General features: G+C 51.4%; 17 protein-coding genes. 13 read left to right on the top strand and 4 right to left on the bottom strand.

Translation table 11 applies throughout. The features are described 5' to 3' along the window. The first annotated feature begins 822 nt into the window (after positions 1–822). From rpoZ to recO, 9 genes are all read left to right on the top strand, one after another. Positions 823–1218, top strand: a complete 396-nt coding sequence (rpoZ, locus tag PsAD5_RS07250; protein WP_057464283.1) for a DNA-directed RNA polymerase subunit omega — start codon at positions 823–825, stop codon at positions 1216–1218. A gap of 95 nt (positions 1219–1313) precedes the next feature. Continuing rightward, complete coding sequence (locus PsAD5_RS07245; RefSeq protein ID WP_063291607.1) at positions 1314–3551, top strand: RelA/SpoT family protein; 2238 nt, start codon at positions 1314–1316, stop codon at positions 3549–3551. 24 nt (positions 3552–3575) lie between these two features. Next, positions 3576–4169, top strand: coding sequence for a hypothetical protein (locus tag PsAD5_RS07240; protein WP_057464282.1), 594 nt, complete (start codon positions 3576–3578; stop codon positions 4167–4169). A gap of 25 nt (positions 4170–4194) precedes the next feature. Next, on the top strand, positions 4195–4779 hold the full coding sequence (locus PsAD5_RS07235) for a DUF2062 domain-containing protein (RefSeq protein ID WP_057464281.1): 585 nt from the start codon (positions 4195–4197) through the stop codon (positions 4777–4779). 152 nt (positions 4780–4931) lie between these two features. Continuing rightward, complete coding sequence (gene acpS, locus PsAD5_RS07230; RefSeq protein WP_057464280.1) at positions 4932–5351, top strand: holo-ACP synthase; 420 nt, start codon at positions 4932–4934, stop codon at positions 5349–5351. Positions 5352–5496: 145 nt separating this feature from the next. Further along, complete coding sequence (gene lepB, locus PsAD5_RS07225) at positions 5497–6246, top strand: signal peptidase I (protein ID WP_084404500.1); 750 nt, start codon at positions 5497–5499, stop codon at positions 6244–6246. 140 nt (positions 6247–6386) lie between these two features. Next, entirely contained in the window at positions 6387–7094 is a 708-nt protein-coding gene (rnc, locus tag PsAD5_RS07220) for a ribonuclease III (protein WP_057464278.1), read from the top strand. 46 nt (positions 7095–7140) lie between these two features. Next, a complete protein-coding gene (gene era, locus PsAD5_RS07215; protein ID WP_063289384.1) occupies positions 7141–8061 on the top strand; it encodes a GTPase Era in 921 nt (306 codons plus the stop codon). Between the two features lie 63 nt (positions 8062–8124). Further along, positions 8125–8880 (top strand): DNA repair protein RecO, encoded by a 756-nt coding sequence (gene recO, locus PsAD5_RS07210; RefSeq protein ID WP_063291605.1) that lies wholly within the window; start codon positions 8125–8127, stop codon positions 8878–8880. 21 nt (positions 8881–8901) lie between these two features. Here recO and PsAD5_RS07205 read toward each other — a convergent pair whose 3' ends face one another. Beyond that, a complete protein-coding gene (locus PsAD5_RS07205) occupies positions 8902–9216 on the bottom strand; it encodes a hypothetical protein (protein ID WP_208981947.1) in 315 nt (104 codons plus the stop codon). A gap of 372 nt (positions 9217–9588) precedes the next feature. Here PsAD5_RS07205 and parC point away from each other — a divergent pair, with 372 nt between their 5' ends. Together parC and PsAD5_RS07195 are read left to right on the top strand one after the other, a co-directional pair. After that, positions 9589–11838 (top strand): DNA topoisomerase IV subunit A, encoded by a 2250-nt coding sequence (gene parC, locus PsAD5_RS07200; RefSeq protein WP_057464275.1) that lies wholly within the window; start codon positions 9589–9591, stop codon positions 11836–11838. Positions 11839–11887: 49 nt separating this feature from the next. Beyond that, positions 11888–12532, top strand: coding sequence for a hypothetical protein (locus tag PsAD5_RS07195; protein ID WP_153040797.1), 645 nt, complete (start codon positions 11888–11890; stop codon positions 12530–12532). Between the two features lie 80 nt (positions 12533–12612). On the opposite strand, the gene yjjX is transcribed toward PsAD5_RS07195, so the two are convergent. The 3 genes from yjjX to dapA all read right to left on the bottom strand — a co-directional run bounded on the left by yjjX (position 12613) and on the right by dapA (position 14686). Beyond that, on the bottom strand, positions 12613–13146 hold the full coding sequence (yjjX, locus tag PsAD5_RS07190) for an inosine/xanthosine triphosphatase (RefSeq protein WP_063291603.1): 534 nt from the start codon (positions 13144–13146) through the stop codon (positions 12613–12615). A 117-nt stretch (positions 13147–13263) separates the two neighbouring features. Next, positions 13264–13740 (bottom strand): SsrA-binding protein SmpB, encoded by a 477-nt coding sequence (gene smpB, locus PsAD5_RS07185; RefSeq protein ID WP_057464271.1) that lies wholly within the window; start codon positions 13738–13740, stop codon positions 13264–13266. 67 nt (positions 13741–13807) lie between these two features. Further along, positions 13808–14686 carry a 4-hydroxy-tetrahydrodipicolinate synthase gene (gene dapA / locus PsAD5_RS07180; protein ID WP_057464270.1) on the bottom strand — a complete coding sequence of 293 codons (879 nt, stop codon included), beginning with the start codon at positions 14684–14686 and terminating at the stop codon, positions 13808–13810. Between the two features lie 312 nt (positions 14687–14998). On the opposite strand from dapA, the gene PsAD5_RS07175 reads away from it, so the two are divergent. Both PsAD5_RS07175 and PsAD5_RS07170 read left to right on the top strand, forming a co-directional pair. After that, positions 14999–17296, top strand: coding sequence for a lytic transglycosylase domain-containing protein (locus PsAD5_RS07175; protein ID WP_063291602.1), 2298 nt, complete (start codon positions 14999–15001; stop codon positions 17294–17296). A 298-nt stretch (positions 17297–17594) separates the two neighbouring features. After that, positions 17595–18500 (top strand): alpha/beta fold hydrolase, encoded by a 906-nt coding sequence (locus PsAD5_RS07170; RefSeq protein WP_063291601.1) that lies wholly within the window; start codon positions 17595–17597, stop codon positions 18498–18500. The last annotated feature ends 65 nt before the right edge of the window (positions 18501–18565 follow it).

Here is an 18565-nt window from a genome sequence, read left to right as displayed (position 1 = left end):
TTATTTTTAGCCTTTCCGCTGCACAGACGCGTAAGTCAGTAACTTGTTATAAGCAATCACTTTCTGGGCATGCCTGTTTGCTGTCGTGACATGCCTAGAATGTATGCCATTCTAATTGACCCGGTTGCACTCTACGTTAAATCGAATACGCATTCGTTACGGACAAACATAAAACCTTGCCCCTCAGCATATATATTGCATTGGCCTAGTTAATATTGGACCAATGCGGTTCGATTCACCGGCCAGAAACTAAAACAAGATGAATGAAATTTACAGATGTCATCTTGCATAAATTAACAGGAACCCACTAAATATTCCCAGTTTATATTATAGATCCAAGTTAGCTTAGAAACAAACCACCGGATATAGATACTAAAGGTTCCAATAGAAACAAGGTTTCCTTGTTTTTTCGGATCTAGTGCATCCCAAGAAAATCTAGGTCCCTAAATGGGTTAATCTCTTATGTTATTTTTTTTCATCTATTCCAATTCCAGTGTACAATTCACATCTTGAATAGCATTCAGGAGTTGCAGATTTGAAAATTCATTCCCCCAGAAGAAGCTGTAATAAAAAACTAATCCGACGCAGCACTGCACACTAAAACATCTCTTCACAATAGTATTTAAACTAAAATCATGCGCGATAGACCTAAAGCCCCAATTTTTCTATGGCCTAATCTTAAGCAGCTGAAAGATGGAAAAACGCTCCCCACATAATAAGATGTAAAGGAGTTGCACAAAAAATGCAGAAACGGCTCTTGCCTTGCAACAAGAAGCATTCTATGAGTGGCCTCTGAATTCCCAGATATTATGGAGTGATCGAATGGCACGTGTGACCGTCGAAGATTGCGTCGACAAGGTTGAAAACCGGTTCGAGCTGGTTCTACTTGCCAGCCATCGCGCCCGGATGATTTCAAGTGGTTCTCCACTGACAATCGACCGCGACAATGATAAAAATCCGGTCTGCGCACTTCGCGAGATTGCTGAAGAAACAGTGAGCCCTGAAGATCTTAAAGAAGATCTCATTCACTCACTACAGAAGTTCGTTGAAGTTGATGAACCAGAAGCTGAAACAGCTCCAATGGTTCCAAGTGACCCACAGCAGCTTCAGATTAATGCCGTTGATGATTCAGAAGTAGAATTTGACAGTATTACTGAAGAAGACCTGCTTAAGGGGCTTGAAGGCTTGGTACCGCCGGAACGTTCCGACGACTACTAATCGCCCTTTGCAAGATGTCGGCGTCGGCCGGGCCGGCGCCTCGCATTTTCAGGTCCGGCCCTAGCTTATTTTTAAAGTGAAGCGGCCGCCCGAAAATGATGCGTCAATACGAACTTGTTGAGAAAGTAACCAGCTATAATCCCAATGCGGATGAAGCACTGCTCAACAAGGCATATGTTTATGCCATGCAAAAGCATGGTACCCAGACCCGCGCCTCTGGGGATCCTTATATTTCCCACCCTCTTGAAGTTGCTGCAATCCTCACGGATCTGAAGCTTGACGACGCAACCATTGCTGTCGCTCTTCTTCACGACACCATTGAGGACACCGATGCCACGCGTGCCGAGATTGATCGCATGTTTGGCGAAGAGATCGGCAAGCTCGTAGAGGGGCTTACTAAGATCCAGCGCCTGGATCTGGTTTCCAGAAAAGCAAAACAGGCCGAGAACTTCCGCAAGCTCCTGCTTGCGATTGCTGATGATGTCCGCGTCCTCCTCGTGAAGCTGGCTGATCGCCTGCACAACATGCGCACACTTCACCACATGCGCGAAGACAAACGCCTCCGCATAGCTGAAGAAACCATGGAAATCTATGCGCCTCTTGCTGGCCGCATGGGTATGCAGGACATTCGCGATGAGCTGGAAGACATCTCTTTCGAGACACTCTATCCCGATGCCCGCGATACCATTCGTGAACGCCTGGCAACTCTGCACGGCAAGAACGAAAGCCTGATCACGGACATTGAAGAGGACCTGACGCAGCGCCTCGCCGAACAAGGCATCACAGCCAAGATCAGTGGACGCGAAAAGCGCGCCTACTCCATCTTTCGTAAGATGGAAGAAAAGTCTCTCGGCTTCGAACAGCTCTCCGATATCTACGGCTTTCGCGCAATCGTGCCAACACCAGAAGACTGCTACCGTGTACTGGGCGTAATCCATACGGCTTGGCCATGTGTACCGGGCCGCTTCAAAGATTACATCTCGACGCCAAAGCAGAACGACTATCGCTCCATACACACAACCGTGGTTGGACCGAAGCGTCAGCGTGTAGAGCTGCAGATCCGCACCCAAGCCATGCACCGCATCGCTGAAAACGGCATCGCAGCACACGCGCTCTACAAAGACGGCGTCACCGGTGGCCGCAACATTCAGTCCATGACGGCTGAATCCCGCGCCTATGGCTGGCTGCGCGGCACCATTGACCTGCTAGCGCAAGGGGAATCCCCGGAAGAATTTCTCGAGCACACCAAGCTTGAACTCTTCCACGACCAGGTCTTCTGCTTCACACCAAAAGGCCGCTTGATCGCACTGCCACGCGGAGCAACCCCAATCGATTTCGCCTACGCCGTTCACACGGATATCGGCAACACCTGCGTGGGCTGTAAAATCAACGGACGCATCTCTTCGCTGGTCACTGAACTGACCAACGGCGATGAAGTTGACGTCGTCCGCTCACAAGCACAGACCCCTCCTCCGGCCTGGGAAAACATTGCTGTCACAGGCAAGGCACGCTCTGCAATTCGCAAGGCAACCAAAGCTTCCGCACGCCAGCAATATGGCGGACTTGGCAAGCACATCCTTGAACGTGCCTTCTCCCATGCAGGTAAGGACTTCGACGAAGCAGCTCTTGAAGCACACATCAAGAAGTTCACCATGGAAACCACGCTCGACTTGCTCGTCGCCGTGGGTCGCGGAGATGTACAAGCAAGCGCAATTTTGGAAGTTGCATATCCAGACTACGCACCAGCACAAACAGCTGACCGCAACCCAAGTGCACCACCCGCAGCAGGCTCAGCCTCAGAGGGCTGGTTCGATCTGGACAAAGGCAGCTCGGTCAAGTTCAAGATTCCGGAAGGATCTCAGGAGAGTTCCAAGAACGGCTCTCTGCCGATCCGCACCAGCGTCTCCGGCTCACTCCCTGTGCGCTTTGCCCCAAGTGGCGGCGCAGTACCAGGAGACCGCATCGTCGGCATCCTGACACCCGGCGTTGGTATCACCATCTACCCGATCCAGTCACCGGATCTGAAGGAATTCGACGATCAGCCTGAGCGTTGGCTCGACGTGCGCTGGGACATCGACCCCAATGCACCGGAGCGTTTCCCGGCACAGATCAGCGTATTCGCGGTCAACGAACCCGGCTCACTGGCAGCAATCACTAAGGTCATCGGCGATCACCGCGGTAACATTGATAATATCAAAATGATCCGCAAAGCCTCCGATTTTCACGAGATGCTAATTGATCTTGAGGTATGGGATTTGAAGCACCTGAATCTGATCCTGAACCAGCTGCGTGCCAAACCCAACGTTTCAGAAGCGCAAAGGGTGAACGGCTAGCTGCTGAAAACAAGAGGAAAACCCATGGGGCCCAATGCAGTCCTGGACGTTTTCAGAGAAACAAAAGCCCTGAAGGAAGGTCACTTCATCCTTCCTTCAGGCTGGCACGGCTCAGCTTACCTGCAACGACAAAAGCTGCTGGAATACCCGGATAAGGTTGAAACCCTCGCCTCCGAACTGGTGAAAAAAATTGCCGCTCACCAACTCCTCAACTTCTCCCATTTCGTTGCCCCCAGCTTAGGTGGCTTGATCGTCGCACTGCAAACTGCAAGAATCATGCAGAAGAGTGCCCTCTGGCTTCGCCGCGAAGGCGGCTACCTCACCACCGGACCGGCAACCATCCCTCCAAAGTCAAATGTATTTATAGTTCAGGATGTTGTAGGAACAGGTCACCTATGCCTTTCCACAATTGAAGCGCTGCAGTCACTGAGCATTAACACCGTAGGTATTGGTTGTTTTATCGACAGGAGTCTTGACGATACGGACTTAGGAGTACCGCTAATATCTCTTGCTCCTTTAAAACGACCGGTGTATGCAGCCGAGAATGTACCAAAAGAACTCGCTGAGATACCGGCTATAGAAACAACCCCAATCGAGCCGTTTAACTGGCGCGATTGAAAATAAGCAAAGTACTTGAACCGAAATGATTTTTAAACGGCGGGATAAACCAACAAGAATAGAACGTATCCGCGTGGCTGTTTGGCCGCGTCACAGTTGGTCTCGCTCTTTCAGGTACTTAACAAAACGGGTTCTCCGCCTTTCAGCCAGCCCAAGAAAGATTGCAGCAGGCTTTGCCGCAGGCGCCGCTGCTTCTTTCACGCCATTCCTCGGTTTTCATTTTATTCTCAGCTTTGTCTTGGCCTATATTCTGCGCGGCAACATGCTTGCCGCGGCATTAGGCACAGCCGTAGGCAATCCACTCACCTTCCCGTTTATCTGGGCCAGCACCTACAAGGTCGGTCTCTATATTATGGATCTGGAAGACAAGCCCCTTCCGGATTTAGGTGGCAAGCTGGATCATTCCATGCTGTCTCAATCGCTGGATTCAATCTGGCCAATCTTAAAACCTATGTTGATTGGCTCAATCCCGCTCGGTCTGGCCGCTGGTGTCTTTTTCTATTTTATTGTTCTGGGCTCGGTTTCTACTTACCAGAAAGCCAGAGCACATCGTTTTCGCTTAAAAAGAAAGCTGGCAAAAAAAAGCAAAAATGTCGCTCAGGAAAAATAAACGGGATCGCCGGACCGGCACTCCAACACTGAGCGGACCAGCAGGAAACACGAGTTGTTTCCTTGAAAAGATTTGCACCACAACAACTTATTCAGAAGGCTTGTGAGTTTCGCGCTCACGCGCCAATATATCCGTCACACAACGAGGCAGAGATGATTATTGGCATTGGCAGTGACCTGAGCGACATTCGAAGAATAGAGAAAACACTCTCCCGTTTTCCTGATCGCTTTACAAAACGCGTCTTCACAGATGTTGAGCGGGCAAAAGCAGAAAGTCGTGCCAACAAGGCTGCAACCTATGCGAAACGTTTTGCCGCCAAAGAAGCCTGTTCCAAGGCCTTGGGCACAGGTCTTTCAATGGGCGTTGCCTGGAAAGAGATGGGTGTCGTAAACCTGCCGAGCGGCAAACCGACCCTGCAACTGTCCGGCGGCGCGAAAGAAAGACTGGATAAACTTGTGCCAAAAGGCTTTGTGCCACGAATTGACCTTACAATTACGGATGATTACCCGCTGGCACAGGCATTTGTCGTTATTTCGGCATGGCCAGAGGACTGGCCGGGTCTAGAGCCGTGAAAACGTAAATGAACTGGATTGCAGAAGTGGCCTTGAACCGCTAAGAGATCCACCTATGTGAATATTATTGTCAGGAGACTGACTCGCACTAATTAAGTGATGGGCATCGGGCCAAGCGAGTATTCTCTTACCACGAAGGATGAACATGAGCCAATCCAAAGAAAAGGAGCAGGAAGGCGGCGTATATGAGACCATTAAGGTCATCGCTCAAGCTCTGCTACTCGCTCTGGTTGTTAGAACATTTCTTTTTCAGCCATTTTTTATTCCTTCGGGCTCCATGAAAGATACTTTGCTGATTGGCGACTACCTGTTTGTCTCTAAGTACAGCTATGGCTACTCAAAGTACTCCTTCCCATTTGGACTGGCACCATTTGACGGACGTGTCTGGAGTTCCCCTCCAGAGCGCGGCGACATTGCCGTTTTCAAACTGCCAAAAGACAATTCCACCGATTATATTAAGCGTGTGGTTGGCTTGCCTGGCGATGAAATTCAGATGATCAATGGCATTTTGCACATCAATGGCAATGCTGTTGAGCGCAAGCGCATTGACGATTACATCGAAAAAGACGCTTATGGGAACATTCACAAGATCCCGCGTTATATCGAAACACTGCCAAATGGCATAAGCTACCAGACCCTTGATATCACGACCAATGGCTCTCTGGACAACACACCCGTCTATCACGTACCAGCAGATCGCTATTTCATGATGGGCGACAACCGGGATAATTCGCAGGACAGCCGCGTTCTTTCCGAAGTGGGCTACGTCCCATTCGAGAACTTTATCGGACGCGCTGAAATCATCTTCTTCTCCATTGAAGACGACCAGCCTGCATGGATGTTCTGGAAATGGCCTTGGACCGTTCGCTGGGATCGCCTTGGCGACGTACTCTAAAGCGTAGCGCCTGCAACGGCCTCCGGTTTACGGAAAAAACTACGCCCAACCACACTTGAAGCAGTTTGAGTGATACAGTTAGTGACACAAACTGCTTCAGAAAGTCTGCAAAGCAGTCTTTGAAGGAATTAGCCGGAATTATGAGCAGAAGAAAAAGACCGGTATCAGACGCAGCTCTGGAAGAGCGCATCGGCTACAAGTTCACGAACAAGGAACTCCTTGTTCGTGCTTTGACACATGCCAGTGCCCTTCCGGTTGCAAAGGCTTCCCTGCAGAGCTACCAGCGCCTTGAGTTTTTGGGCGATCGAGTGCTCGGCCTTGCAATTGCGACGATGCTGGAAGAAAATTTCCCTAAAGCAGATGAAGGGGAACTTGCTCGGCGCCTGAACCAACTTGTAAAGCGCGAGACATGCGCTGAAGTTTCCAAGGTCATCGACATTGGCCAGCATATGCGCGTCGGCGAAGCTGAAGCACATACTGGTGGACGATCTAAAACAGCAATTCTTGCAGACATGTGCGAGAGCCTGATTGCAGCAATTTACCTTGATAGCGGATTTGACGAAGCCGAGAGCTTCATCAAACGCTATTTTGCTGTAAGAATGGTATCTTACACAGGTCCATTGCGAGACGCCAAAACAACTCTTCAGGAGTGGGCACAGTCCAAAGGACGCCCTACTCCGTTATACGAAACAGTCTCTCGCAGCGGCCCAGACCATGCCCCGATCTTCAAGATCCGCGTGAATGTGGAAGGCGTTGGTCCCGGCGAAGCCGTCGGAAGCTCAAAGCGCATTGCAGAACAGTCCGCTGCCGAGAACATCCTGCGCCGCGAAGGCGTGTGGAGCGAATAGGTCTTAAATGAACGACGAAAACAACAACAATGACCTGCCAGAGGGTATGAACTTCAACCTCGGCAAACTCAACGAAAACACACGCGCTGGCTTTGTCGCGTTGATTGGTGCGCCAAATGCGGGCAAGTCGACGCTGCTGAACCAGTTGGTTGGCACGAAGGTTTCAATCGTCACCCACAAGGTGCAGACAACACGCGCAATCGTTCGCGGTGTTGCGATTGAAGACGACAGCCAGGTTATCTTCGTTGACACACCGGGCATCTTCCGCCCGAAACGCCGTCTTGACCGTGCCATGGTCGACACTGCATGGGGCGGCGCGAAAGACGCTGATGTCGTTGCCGTTCTCATTGACGCCAAGAAAGGCATCAATGAATCTGTAGAGCGTATTTTGAACGAATTGGAGCACATCAAACTCCCGAAAGTTCTGATCCTCAACAAGATCGACATCACCAAGCGCGACCAGCTTCTGGCACTTGCGGCAAAAGCCAACGAGTACACTAAGTTTGATCAGACCTTCATGGTCTCTGCTATCAATGGTTCCGGTACAAAGGACATCCTGAAGTACTTCTCTGATCAGATGCCAAAAGGCCCATGGCTTTATCCGGAAGACCAGGCCTCTGACATCCCACTGCGTATGTTGGCCGCTGAGATCACCCGCGAGAAACTTTACCTGCGCCTTCATGAAGAGCTGCCTTACATCTCCACTGTCGAGACCGATAAGTGGGAAGATAAGAAAGATGGCTCCATCCGTATCGAGCAGACAATCTTCGTTGAACGCGACAGTCAAAAGTCAATTGTGCTGGGCAAGAACGGTCAGACCATCAAAGCGATCTCAAAAGCTGCACGTGAAGAGCTCACAGAAGCCTTTGAGACCACAATCCATCTCTTTGTGTTTGTGAAAGTGCGTGAAAACTGGTCCGATGATCCAGAACGCTATCGCAACATGGGATTGGACTTCCCACACTAGCGTATCCCCGAAAAGCGGATCCGGTTTTCGGACAAGGATACGCTGCGCTTAATGAGCACAATTATGCAGTGGCAGGCAGAAGGCATCGTCATTGGAACGCGCAAGCAGGGTGAGAACAACATCCTGCTTGAAGTTCTGACACCGGACAAAGGCCGCTGCCTGGGCTTGGTGCGCGGCGGCAGATCACGTCGCCAGCAACCTGCCCTGCAACTGGGCAATCATCTCAATCTCACTTGGCGCGCGAGGCTGGATGAACATCTGGGCTTTTTCACAGTTGAGCCCCTGCAATTACGCGCCGCCCACCTCATGCAAACTGCGAGAGCCATTCACGGCCTGCAAAGCCTGTGTGCGCAAGTCCGCCTTCTTCCCGAGCGCGATCCACATCCCAACCTGTTTCACGCGCTGGACGTCATTCTCGATCATCTGGAAGACCCTCGAATTGGTGCAGCCCTCGTGCTCCGCTTTGAGCTGGAACTGCTCAATGAGCTCGGCTTCGGTCTGGACCTCTCAGAATGCGCAGCCACTGGCGTCACTGACGAGTTGATCTGGGTTTCACCTAAATCAGGCCGAGCGGTTTGCAAAACAGCCGGACAACCTTACGCTACCAAGCTCCTCACACTGCCAGAGTTCCTTAAAGCGCCCGAGTCACGGCTCTCCCAAAACATTCAAATCTCGAAGGGGGATATGGAAGCAGGGTTCTCACTCACCGGCTATTTCCTGTTCAAATACATCTATGAGCCGCGCAGCATTGCATGGCCTCCTGCGCGAGACAATTATGTAACCGCGCTCAAAAAAGACTTCGCAGACCTGCCCGACTGAAACGAAGCCACACCAAGCCTATCAATCAGATTGCGGCCCATTCCCACCCGGCAAAACAATCACCGGACCAGTACTATCTCCTCCCAGCGGGATGTAACGTTTCTTGGGCGGCGGCACATAAGGGTGCTGATCCTCTGGTGGAGGCTGATACCAGCTGCGAAGCACACCGGGCGCTTCAATGACCGTGCCCTGCCCTGTGCCTTCCAAAGATGGCGCTTGCTGATCAGATGCACCCTGAGCTGTTCTCCCATGATCCGCAGCATGGCTACAAGCCGTGATTGCCACGACTCCAAACACCGCCATAAGACCTTTCAACGCCAAGCTTTGCTTCCTCACTATAACCTCCAGTCATTCAACATGTTATCTCCCAAACAGCGACAACATCCTGCCATGTGCACGCTCTAGGATAGCCGAGCAAAAATCAGGTCGGCTTAAACCACCGCTGCAAATCTGAGTAATAATCGAAACCACCTGTTGCCTCTGCTAGTTGCGGTCGATTGGCGAGAATTCGCTCCATCAAAAATGATCGAGCATGATGCGTGAATGCCAATGAACGTGACGTGCTCTAAGTAATCACCGCAGTGAGTCGCAAAACGCATGCCCACTACACAGGATTAAACCTTGAAAAAGCGCTGTTTTCTGAGGATTTCATAGGTAGAACGGTGCGTTAGCATGGACAGAACAAGCCAAGAACGATAACCAAGTGTCATGGGACAGGAAGTGATCGGCCATGATGGCCCGGAAACAATCAATCTTAAAGATGCACTGGAAGAGCGCTACCTCAGCTACGCTCTGACAACCATCATGCATCGCGCACTGCCAGATGTACGCGATGGCCTGAAGCCGGTGCACCGACGGATTTTGTATGGCATGCGCCTTTTAAAGCTCGATCCAAATCAGGGCTTTAAAAAGTGCGCGCGTGTTGTCGGTGACGTCATGGGTAAATATCACCCGCACGGTGACGCCGCCATCTACGACGCCCTTGTCCGTCTCGCACAGGATTTCTCCGTTCGCTACCCGATGGTGGATGGTCAAGGCAACTTCGGTAACATCGACGGCGATAGCGCTGCTGCGATGCGTTACACAGAAGCCCGCATGACCGACGTGGCCACCCGCATTCTGGATGGCCTCAACGAGAACGCTGTCGACTTCCGTGAAACTTACGACGGTCTGGATTCCGAACCAGTCGTTCTTCCCGGCAGCTTCCCGAACCTTCTGGCAAACGGCTCCACAGGCATCGCAGTGGGCATGGCAACATCCATACCCCCGCACAATGCCTATGAACTCTGCAACGCCTGCCAGCTTCTGATTTCCAAACCGGATGCGGAAATCGAAGAGCTTCTTGAGCACATCAAGGGCCCGGATTTCCCAACCGGCGGCACCATTGTCAACGATCAGGGCTCCATAGTGGAAGCCTACAAGACTGGCCGCGGCAGCTTCCGAACACGTGCGAAATGGCACAAAGAGGAAGGACAACGCGGCACCTACAACATCGTTGTTACAGAGATTCCATACGTCGTTCAGAAGTCCCGTCTGATCGAGAAAATCGCAGAACTCCTCATGGCACGCAAACTGCCATTGCTGGATGATGTTCGCGATGAGTCCGCTGAAGACGTGCGCGTGGTTCTGGTGCCACGCAACAAAAACGTTGACCCTGAACTCCTCATGGCCTCCCTGTTCAAGCTGACGGATCTGGAAAACAGATTCTCGCTGAACATGAACGTTCTGTCCAAAGGCGTTGTGCCAAAGGTCATGAACCTGAAGGAAGTCCTGCAGGAGTGGCTCGAGCACCAGAAAGAGGTCCTGGTCCGACGCTCCAATCACAGGCTTGACCAGATCAACCACCGTCTGGAAGTTCTGGAAGGCTACCTCATTGCCTACCTGAACATTGATGAAGTCATCCGCATCATCCGCGAAGAAGATGATGCCAAGGCGTCTCTCATTCGCGCGTTTGAGCTGACAGACGTTCAGGCAGAAGCCATCTTGAACATGCGCCTGCGCTCCTTGCGCAAGCTCGAAGAGTTCGAGATCAGGAAAGAACACGACAAACTCTCTAAAGAAAAATCAGGTCTGGAAGCTCTCCTCGCCTCCGACAAGAAACAGTGGAACCGCGTTTCCAAGCAAGTCGGCGAGATCGGCAAGGCCTATGGCCCTGAGACAGAAATCGGCAAGCGCAGAACAGACTTCAGCACCGCAACGGACCACGATCTGGAAGAGATCCACCAAGCCATGATTGAGAAAGAACCGATCACGGTTGTTATCTCAGAAAAAGGCTGGATCAGAACGCTTAAGGGCCATGTACAGGACGTGAGCACTCTCACCTTCAAGCAAGGCGATCAGCTACACCTGTCTATCCATGCAGAAACCACCAGCAAGATCCTGATCTTCACCAGCGGTGGTAAATTCTATACCCTCGGCGCAGATAAGCTGCCGGGCGGCCGCGGCCACGGTGAACCAATCCGCCTGATGCTGGATATGGATGAGACGCAAGAAATCATCAGCGCCTTCGTACATGACCCTGAGCGCAAACTCCTCATGTGCACCGATGGAGCATATGGTTTTGTAGTTCAGGAAAAGGATGTGATCGCCAACACCCGCAAAGGGAAACAGGTACTCAACGTGACAGCCCCGGCAAAGGCTGTCCTGTGCGTGCCGGCTATGGGAGACTATGTCGCGGTCATTGGCCACAACAGAAAACTCCTCACCTTCCCGCTTGCGCAAATCGCAGTCATGACGCGCGGTCGAGGTGTGCGCCTGCAGCGCTACAGAGATGGCGGCATCTCCGATATCAAAACCTTCAGCTCAGAAGAAGGCCTGACATGGACAGATGCATCTGGTCGCACCTTCAAGCGCACTCTGGAAGAAATGCAAGACTGGCGCGGCGACCGCGGTCAAGCCGGACGCCTACCACCAAACGGCTTCCCGAGAACCAACAAATTCGATGGAAGTTCAACATAAGAGGGCTGCGAAGCAATGCGCAAAGCCCTCTCAGCAGATGGAGAGGACTTTGCGAAATCCTGTGATTGTTATTGCCAGTCTGCTTCTTATTAGTGCCTGTGCTGAGACGCCTGAAAAGCCAAAATCAGAGGCCGTAATCGCGCCAGCGACAAAAAAGGCAGAACCAAGTTCCCAGGGTAATCGTTCAGAATTGTCCTTGCACCCCGACTTTAAAGAGTGGATGGCCAGTGGCCCCGGCTGCATCACAATTTCCAATACCTCCACAACTATCCCGCCTGGAAAGCTTATGAGTGGGGTTCTTTCCTGCCTTAATGAAGGGGAGGAAAAACACGCCGCTGAGCTAATGGCCTTTGCAATCACAAGAGCCCGCTTCGATGCAACACGTATCAGCCAGAAAGCTGATCTGCATCATGATCCAAGAGGCCTTACTTCTGCCCACTACTTAGAGCTGCCGCTTGCCATGTACTATGGTGAAGAAAAATACAAAGCCACCAAACTGAGCATGAAAAAAGTATGGGACGAGCATGGAACTGAGATGTGCCAAGCAATAGTCGCAGCAGGTCCCCCCACTTATGAACCAAACTACATTATGGGATACAACTCCAAAGATGCAGCGACAGTTAAACGAAAAGACCGCAACGCCACCGCCAGATGGGAAACCTACCTAAAACAATGGGATCGCTGCAAGGTGTAACCCAAACACCCTCTCAAAGTCATACAAGCGAACTTGAATCAGATTATGAAGCTCCAGATTCAAACTCTCAGCAACACCTGCTAAGCATCTCTAAATGCTGGAGATCTGAACGGCAGCAGCGCACAAAAGAGAGTATCTACATAGGTCGAAGTCCGCGTTAGACGACCACCGGTCAGCAACCCAACTGCACCAGCCTTTTGCTTGATGTTATCAGTGCCATAAATCTCATCAATAGCGTGCCCAAGCTCCATTCCTGAGCGCACCAACTGCATGACTTTCTCTGGTAGCGGCAGCAGCATGGAACGGCTGGCAGAAATCTGCCCTTCGCGCGAAATCACCACCATCCACGCAAACGTGTAGGCAATTCCGTGCAACTCACAGATACCGCCTTCCAGCCCCACACCAAAGTCCGCATCAGCTTGCGCTTCCAAAGCGTTCTCAGCACGCACCACAGCACCTTGACGCGTTTCCTCATCACTCATTGGCTGATCAGAAACACCAGAAGGAACACTTGCAGAAACCAGCTCAATGTCATCAGCCGGAAACTGAGCCCTGAACGCCTCAAGCGTCGCATTCACCTTGACCGGATTTTGAGAGGCAACAACGACTTTCATTCAAAACTCCTGATCAAACAACGTGTCTCTGGCTAGCCTTTTAAAGGCGCAATCGATTTTCAGGTTAAGATAAGCGTAAGGCAAAAAGCTGGAGCATCACCAGCGATGTGAGATGCTCTAGCCGTTCTTAAGCAAGCGTTGCTTTTCGCGGTTCCAGTCGCGTGTTTTTTCGGTCTGGCGCTTATCGTGAGCTTTTTTACCACGGCCCAAAGCGACTTCCATCTTTGCCCGCCCATCTTCATTAAAGTAGATCTTCAGGGGCACGATGGTCTTGCCTTCTTTTTGAACGGCAGCAAACAGCTTGTTCAACTCGCGGCGATGCATCAGCAGTTTTCGAGGACGGCGAGGTTCATGGTTAAAGCGGTTACCCTGCGTATATTCAGGGATGTAGACGTTGTAGACCATCATCTCCCCCCGATATTCAGCAGCATAGCTTTCAGCAATATTGCTTTTGCCTTGGCGAAGAGACTTTACTTCAGTGCCCCTCAGCTCAATACCAGCCTCAAACACATCTTCAATTTCGTAGTTAAAACGGGCCTTCCGGTTATCCGCAACAACCTTGCGCCCGGGAACGCCACCTTTTTTGGCAGCCATTTCTTTTCCTTATTTCATTCAATAAATGTCTCCGCGCACACTCATATTAGGTGCGCGGAGCAATAGTTTAATTGATCAGGCCTGCATGAACCATAGCCTTACGAATGCTTTCCTGAGTTTCTTCACTTACTGTGACCAAAGGCAGGCGCAACTCGTTTTCCATTTTGCCAAGCAGAGACAAAGCATACTTTGGCCCAGCTGGATTTGGCTCAATGAACAGGGCCTGGTGCAGCGGTGCAAGACGATCCTGAATGGAAAGCGCAGTTACAAAGTCGCCTGCAAGGCAAGCTTCCTGAAACTGAGAACACAGCGCAGGCGCAATGTTTGCTGTCACAGAAATACAGCCCTGACCACCATGAGCATTAAAGCCAAGTGCAGTGATATCTTCACCAGAAAGCTGAATGAAGTCATGACCACATAAATGGCGTTGCTCAGAAGCGCGCGCAAGGTTTGCCGTCGCATCTTTTACACCGACAATGTTGTCCACTTCATGAAACAGATCAGCCATCGTCTGGCTTTCCATATCAATGATGGAACGGCCCGGAATGTTGTAGATGTAGATCGGAAGATCTACAGAAGCAGCAATCGCCTTAAAGTGGCCCTTCAAACCAGCCTGATTAGGCTTGTTGTAATATGGCGTAACGGACAAAATCGCATCTGCCCCCACTTCCTGAGCGTGCTGCGCAAATTCGATTGCTTCAACCGGATTGTTGGAGCCAGCACCTGCCATAACAGGGACGCGGCCAGCAGAAACCTCAACTGCCATCTGCACGACACGCTTGTGCTCAGCAAAGGAAAGAGTTGGGCTTTCTCCGGTTGTTCCCACAGGCACAAGCCCGTGGGAGCCCTGTTTTATCTGCCAATCCACGAATTCCTGGAAGGCCTTCTCATCCACTTTGCCATCCTTGAAAGGTGTGACAAGTGCTGGAATTGATCCTCTAAACATCTCAGGTTCCTCGTTGGATTACATATATACAGAGCAAAATTTGCCAGTGCCCTCAAAGGGGTGGCATACAATAATGTGATCTAGCCTATCTCGGCAACATCACCAAGACCTTCTCTTATAAGATTCGGGAATTTTTTTGTGCTCATATTTAGGCCAGTTTCGACTGTAAGTATTATGGTCCCCTGAGTGAAACATTAAACAGATATTTACCCTGTTTGTGGCAAGCAGAATGAGGGACTTTTTGGGAATTAAACCGTCCGGTGCGTTTTTGCCGGATAAACAACACTCAGGTGAGACGGGCCGACGAGTACTATGCGTATCCGTGAGTTTCTTCTAGTATCGACACGTGTGAGTGCATTTGCCATTGCCACGACTGTTTCCGCATCGGCATTTTCCGCTGTATCCTCTTTAAATCACAGCGTTATTCCAGCTCCAAACCCTGCAAAGGTTGTGCGCACTATCGCCTTGAGCACGCAGCATGCTGCTGTTCAAAGCAGATCGCTTGCCGCCACGCCACGCTCCAAACCACCAGTGATTGGCAGGGGCAGCACAGGCGGAACACAGAACTCTCAGCTGTCCAGCTATGCACCCGCAGCACCTGTCAGCAATGGGCGAACTGCAATTTCGACCCGCCCTTCCAGCCCGCAAAATGCACTCGAAGCAACTGCTGCGCTGACAAGTTCTTATCCACAGGGATTGAGCACAGCTCAAGCAACAGGATCGGTTGAACCACTTAAAACCGTTCTCCAGCACGTTAAATCCGGACGGCTGAACGAAGCGCTGCGCGCTCGAAATGCTTTGCCAGATAACCTCGATCGTCGCGTCGCGGATTGGTTCATTATGCTTCGGGGCGGCCCAAAGACACCGGTCACCCATATCGCCCAGTTTGCAGCCAGCGCACCACACTGGCCAACAGCAAAAGTCGTACGTGCTCGTGGAGAAGCCGCCCTCGCCGCATCCAACCTGACACCCGCTCAGATCATTGTAGCATTCGGTTCCACCGTCCCGGAAACAAAGGACGGCAAACTTGTCCTTGCCAAAGCGCACTTAGCCAAAGGCAACAAGACAGAAGCTGCCAAACTCATTCGCCCACTCTGGCAAAAAACCGTCTTCGAAGCTCCCGAAGAAGCAGCAATTCGCTCTGCTTTTGGCAGTCTCCTACGACAAAAAGATCATCGTCTCAGAGCAGAAATGCTCCTGTATCGTGACAGAGCACGCGCAGCAGAACGCCTGCTTTCCGAACTGTCAAAAGACGAACAAACATACATCAAAGCCCGCATAGCGAGCATCCGTAAAAACGGCAATGCGCTCAGCAAGCTAAAGAGCGTTCCACGCTCTATGAAATCTGACAGCAATTACCAGTTCGCGCTCATCCAGCACTATCGCTTACAAGGGGATTACGACACCGCAGCAAAGCTGATGGAAGCAGCTCCAACTGATCCGGCCGCCTTGCTCAATGGTGACAGCTGGTGGAAGCAACGCCGTGACATTTCCCGCGAGATGATAGAGGCTGGCAAGCCGCGCCTCGCCTACAATATAGCAGCCCACCACGCAGCGGAATCTCCGGGCATGATCGTCGAGGCCGAGTTCCATGCCGGCTGGTTTGCCCTGCGCTATGTGGGTGACCCGCGCCTGGCTGAGCCCCATTTCAAACGTATTGCCAAACTCGGAAAAACAGCACAAACGCTGTCCCGCGCCTACTATTGGCTGGGCCGCACCCGCGAAGCTTTGAAAGATACAGACGGCGCCGTTGACTACTATAAACAGGCAGGCGCTTTCCAAACAGCATATTATGGACAACTGGCACTCGCCAAGCTCGGCATCAACCAAATGCCACTGGCATCCCTTCCGGATGTGACAACAGCAGACCGAACCGCCTTCAACCAGAACGAGCTTGTACAAGCAATAAAGCGAATGGATGAAGCCGGACTGCACAATGATACACTGTTGTTTTATACGCACCTGGCCCGGACACTGCCAACAAACGGTCAAATCAGACTTCTGACTGAGCTGGCAGAATCTCGCGGCGTCTATCAATGGGCGACAATGGTTGGTCGTCTGGCGCAGGCAGAACGTGTCGAAGCGGCACCGCTCGCTTACCCGACCAACGCAATTCCGCGCAAAACACGCATCACAAAAGGTGTAGAAAAACCAGTCGTTTACGCGATTGCTCGACAAGAGAGCTCATTTAACCCAAAAGCGCGCAGCAGCGCAGGTGCATTGGGATTACTCCAACTCATGCCGGGGACAGCTCGCGACACGGCTCGCAATCTGGGGGTCTCCTACAAGAAGTCCCGCCTGACATCTGACCCAGCCTACAACGCCACACTCGGCGCAGCCTTTTTGGGAGAGCTGGTGGACGAGTTCGGTGGCTCCTACATCCTCACCTTCGCCGCGTACAACGCTGGTGAAAACAAAGTGAAGGAGTGGATTGAGCGCTTTGGTGACCCGCGAGATCCAAAAATAGATCCAATAGATTGGGTTGAATCAATCCCTTACGGGGAAACGAGGAACTACGTGCAGCGCATCACGGAAAACCTTCAGGTCTACCGGTATAAGCTGGAAAACAAGCCTCTCACGATCACACAGGATCTCACGCGCGGCTACTAATCCCACTGCAATACAGTTCAAAACAGCCAAAGCCCGGCGATTTTGCTGGGCTTTTTTTGCCAGCAACAGAACATAAACCCTCTGGGCACCCTTGCATCTCACCCTCCAACTTTGACAAGACACGTGCATAAACCTGCCCTATGGTGAGGATAACTGATCCAGCGATTCATCAGGCAGTTTTCACAGTAGCAAACACACGCACTGAGAAAACCTGTCTAGCAGCGCCCTTCAGAAGCCGGAATTTAAACCGGACCGCATTGTAATCGCTGAAAACACCGAAGCATTTCGGGAGGAACTTATGCTTCAAGCCCCAGATTACATTGATGTCGACCTTCAAAACGTTGCGGGCGCAACCCGTTTCACTTGGAAAGCCAGCGATGGACTAACCTTATCTGCACACATCTGGGACCCGGATATTCCCCGCAACCCAACAGTCATTTGCCTTTCTGGCCTGACGAGAAACACAAGAGATTTCTATCACCTAGCAAACTTTTTAAGAGAAAATGGTCACCGCGTCATCGCAATGGATTACCGTGGCCGTGGCCTGTCAGATCACTCTGAGGATTTTGAGACCTACAGTCTTGATCAGGAAGCTGACGATATTGACAGAGGCATCAAAGCTCTCGGACTTGAAAAATTTGCACTCATCGGCACATCCCGAGGCGGCCTCCACTCTTTCTCCATGGCCCAACGCCACCCAGAGCGCCTGCTGTCAGTCATTATCAACGACATAGGCCCAGTCATCGAACCACCAGCCCTCGACGACATCATCGCCTCAGTCGGCACCGTCATGTCCCAACCAAATATGAAAGCCGCAGCAGAGCGCCTCGCTTCCATCCATGCAACAGCGTTCACAGCCATGTCAGAAACGGATTGGATAACATTCGCCAATCAATTATACGCTCCCAATTCCGACGGCGTATCATTACGCTATGACAAGCACTTAGGCGATACACTCCGTGGAGACAAGAAAGCAGCACCTGAAGACGATCTCTGGCAATCTTTTAGCGCGCTAAAACCGTTTCCTCACCTCTTACTCCATGGACAAAACTCACGTCTTCTCACAACAGAGACTGTCAAGAAAATGCAGCAGTTACACGAGAAAATGGAACTTTCCGTCATCCCCAACCAAGGACATGCGCCTCTACTCTGGGACCAGCCCACCCAAAGGGGCATCCTCAATTTTATAAGACAGCACGTTTAGCGAATGCAAAAAAGGAGGAGTTGGCTCATCAGACCCAACTCCCAAGTTCTTCAAAAAACTTAATG

The sequence above is a fragment of the Pseudovibrio sp. Ad5 genome (genome assembly GCF_001623095.1).
GTDB lineage: Bacteria > Pseudomonadota > Alphaproteobacteria > Rhizobiales > Stappiaceae > Pseudovibrio.
Note: the sequence above shows the minus strand (reverse complement) of the source record. Positions and strands in the feature narration are given on the sequence as shown.